Origin of the sequence: Stenotrophomonas sp. PS02298, from assembly GCF_029959445.1 — a bacterium.
Taxonomy (GTDB): Bacteria; Pseudomonadota; Gammaproteobacteria; order Xanthomonadales; family Xanthomonadaceae; genus Stenotrophomonas.
Map to the genome: position 1 here is coordinate 1 of NZ_JASCOR010000268.1, position 3,462 is coordinate 3,462.

Below are 3,462 nucleotides of genomic sequence, written 5' to 3' on the forward strand. Positions count from 1 at the left end.
GGTAAGCGCAGCGCACCCGCGGCCGTTGGCAGCCAGCCCGTAGATCACTGCCCCCGGGTGCGCTGCGCTTACCCGGGCTACGGTAGCTCCTGCTGACGGGTTCCGATTCCGACTCCCCAATCCCCGATCTGCGCCCCTCCGGTAGAATGCCCGCATGCCTGCATCCCCCCTCAAAATGATCAAGCCGCTGGCCGGCCGTGCGCTGGAAGTGGCCTTGAACCGCGCGCTGGCGCTGGACCCGGACACCCGCACCGCGCTGGCCTCGCTGGATGGCCAACGCATCGCCCTGACCCTGGAATCGCCGTCACTGGCGATGCAGATCGGGGTCGCCGGTGAACGACTGACCGTGGGCCCGGTCGATCCCTCGCTGGAGCCGGACCTGGCGGTGCGCAGCACGCTGGGCGGGGTGCTGGCACAACTGCCCTTCCTGGCCAATGCACGGCGCGGCAACAGCGCGCCTGCTGGGCGGGTCAAGGTCTCCGGCGATGCCGAGCTGGCGCGCCGCCTGCAGCAGCTGGCCACCCGTTTTGATCCGGATTGGCAGCAGCCTTTTGTCAAAGCCTTTGGCGAGATCCTCGGCGTGCAGATCGCGCAGACCCTGCGTGCAGCCCTGCTGCAGGCCAGGCGCAGCGCCAAGGACCTGGCCGAGACCGCCGCCGAATACGTTACCGAGGAGTCGCGTGATGTCGTTGCCCGTGCCGAGCTGGATGCCTTCCATGATGATGTGGACGTGATCCGCGATGACGTCGAACGCATGGCCGCGCGCATCGCGCGCCTGCGTCAGCGCGCCGGAGGTGCTGCATGAAAGCCACCCGCGCCATGTTCCGCGCCAGCCGCATCGGCCGGGTGATCCTGCGTTACCGCCTGGATGATCTGCTCGACGGCACTCCGGTTGAACGTTGGCTCGGCATCGCCAAGCCGTTCGTGCCGCGCGCCAGTGCCGATATCGCCTCGCAGTCGCGCGGTGCGCGCCTGCGTCTGGCGTTGCAGGAGCTGGGCCCGATCTTCGTCAAGTTCGGCCAGATCCTGTCCACCCGCCGCGATCTGGTGCCGCCGGACGTCGCCGCCGAGCTGACCCTGCTGCAGGACCGGGTCAAGCCCTTCGACGGCGAACGCGCGCTGCAGATCGTCGAGCAGGCGCTGGGTCTGCCGATCACTGAGGCCTTCGCCAGTTTCGACACCACGCCGCTGGCCTCGGCCTCGATCGCGCAGGTGCATGCAGCGACGCTGGACGATGGCCGCCAGGTCGTGGTCAAGGTGCTGCGCCCGGATATCGAAAAGCAGATCGCCGGTGACATCGCCCTGCTCAAGTCACTGGCTGCATTGGTCGAGCGTACCCATCCGCGTGCCGACAAGATCCGCCCGCGCGAAGTGGTGGCCGAGATCGAAACCACGCTGGCTGCCGAGCTCGACCTGCAGCGCGAAGGCGCCAACGCCAGCGTGTTGCGCCGCTTCTGGGAAAACTCGGACGATCTGTACGTCCCGGAAGTGATCTGGAGCCACACCGCCGAGCGCGCGCTGACGTTGGAGCGCGTCTGGGGCATTCCCTCCGACGACATCGTGGCGCTGGACAAGGCCGGCATCGACCGCAAGGCGCTGGCCGCCAAGGGCGTGCGCGTGTTCTACACGCAGGTGTTCCGCGACAACTTCTTCCACGCCGATGCGCACGCCGGCAACATCTGGGTCGACATCGATCCGGCGCGCCGCGACAACCCGCGCTTCATCGCGCTGGACTTCGGCATCATGGGCCAGCTGTCGGAAGAGGATCAGTTCTACCTCGCCGAGAACTTCATGGCCATCTTCAACCGTGATTACCGCCGCATCGCCGAGCTGCACCTGCAGGCGCAGTGGATGCCGAACACGGTGCGCATCGACGAACTGGAAGCCGCTGTGCGCGCGGTCTGCGAGCCGTACTTCACCCGTCCGCTGTCGCAGATCTCGCTGGCCGAAGTGCTGATGAAGCTGTTCCGCACCGCCCAGCGTTACCAGCTGACCCTGCAGCCGCAGTTGATCCTGCTGCAGAAGACGCTGTTGAACATCGAAGGCGTGGGCCGCCAGCTCGACCCCAACCTGGACATCTGGGAAGTGGCCAAGCCGGTGCTGGAGCGCATCCTGCGCGAGCGGTACAGCCCGCGTCGCGCGTTGAAGGAACTGCGCAAGCGCCTGCCGGAAATCATGACCCAGGCCCCGGACATGCCGGCCCTGCTGCACAGCTGGCTGCGCCAGCAGGTGGAAGGCAAGCATGAGTTGGCGATGCGCTCGCAGGACATCGTCAACCTCGAAGGCACGCTGCAGCGCATGCAACGTCGTGTGGTCACGGCGGTTGCCGGTGTCGGTTTGATGGTGGTGTCGGCGCTGCTGTACGGCCTGCAAGCAGGCGGTCCGCAGTTCGCCTCGGTGCCGCTGTGGTCGTGGGTGACGGGCGCGGTTGGTGCGATAGCGTTGGCTTCGGCGTGGTTGCGTCGATGAGTGATGTTGTCGATGAGGCAGTGGAAGCAGCGGTAGTTTTTGAACCGCTGCCGCTGCTGTACGAAGACCAGTGGCTGGCGGTGGTCAACAAGCCAGCGGGTTTGATGGTTCACGACAGCAAGCTGGCGCGTGGCGAAGATGATTTCCTTGCTGACCGCCTGCGCGAGCAGCTGGGCAAGCCGATTTTCCTCGTGCACCGGCTGGATCGCGCCACCAGTGGTTGCCTGCTGCTGGCGTTTGATCGCGAAAGCGCCAGCACCTTGGGCAAGACGCTGATGGGCGGCGAGGTGGAGAAGGATTACCTGGCGGTGTGTCGTGGCTGGCCGGCGGAAGATGCGTTCACCGTCGACCATGATCTGGACGGCGGCCCCGGCAAGCCGGTCAAGAAGCAGGCCATCACCCATTTCCAGAAACTGCTGGAAGGCGAGTTGCCGATTCCATCGACGGGCTTCCCGACCTCGCGTTATGCGCTGCTGCGTTGCCAGCCGCAGACCGGGCGCTTCCGGCAGATCCGGCGGCACCTCAAGCACATGTTCCACCACATGATCGGCGACACCAGCCACGGCGACGGGCGCCACAACCGCACGTTCCGCATGCAGGGCGTGCACCGCATGCTGCTGCACGCCGAGCGCCTGGCCTTTCCGCATCCGCAGGATGGCCACCGCATCGAGGTGCGTGCACCACTGGACCGCGAGTTCCAGAAGGCGATGGACCTGTTCGGTTGGAAGCTACCGGACTGAGGTAGTGCAGAGCCATGCTCGGCAGCGGCTTTCCAGGCGAAAAACCACCCCTCCCCAACCCTCCCCTTGGCTTCGCCAAAGGGAGGGAGTGTAGTGCCGAGCCATGCTCGGCAGGGGGCTTTCCCAGCGAAAAGCCCACCCCTCCCCAACCCTCCCCTTGGCTTCGCCAAAGGGAGGGGGTGTAGTGCCGAGCCATGCTCGGCAGGGGCTTTTCCCGAAACCCATCAGCACGCGCAGGTTTGTGGGAGCGGCG

At 66.2% G+C, this 3,462-nt stretch carries 3 protein-coding genes; all 3 read left to right on the top strand.

The window, feature by feature from the left end:
* The first annotated feature begins 154 nt into the window (after window positions 1-154).
* From QMX78_RS20805 to QMX78_RS20815, 3 genes are read left to right on the top strand one after another with little or no spacing between them, the layout of a single operon-like run.
* Entirely contained in the window at window positions 155-805 is a 651-nt protein-coding gene (locus QMX78_RS20805) for an SCP2 sterol-binding domain-containing protein (RefSeq protein ID WP_282273235.1), read from the top strand.
* Window positions 802-2,469, top strand: a complete 1,668-nt coding sequence (ubiB, locus tag QMX78_RS20810) for a ubiquinone biosynthesis regulatory protein kinase UbiB (RefSeq protein ID WP_282273236.1) — start codon at window positions 802-804, stop codon at window positions 2,467-2,469. The genes QMX78_RS20805 and ubiB overlap by 4 nt, the downstream gene beginning before the upstream one ends.
* On the top strand, window positions 2,466-3,209 hold the full coding sequence (locus tag QMX78_RS20815) for a pseudouridine synthase (protein WP_282273239.1): 744 nt from the start codon (window positions 2,466-2,468) through the stop codon (window positions 3,207-3,209). Before ubiB ends, QMX78_RS20815 begins: the two co-directional genes overlap by 4 nt.
* The last annotated feature ends 253 nt before the right edge of the window (window positions 3,210-3,462 follow it).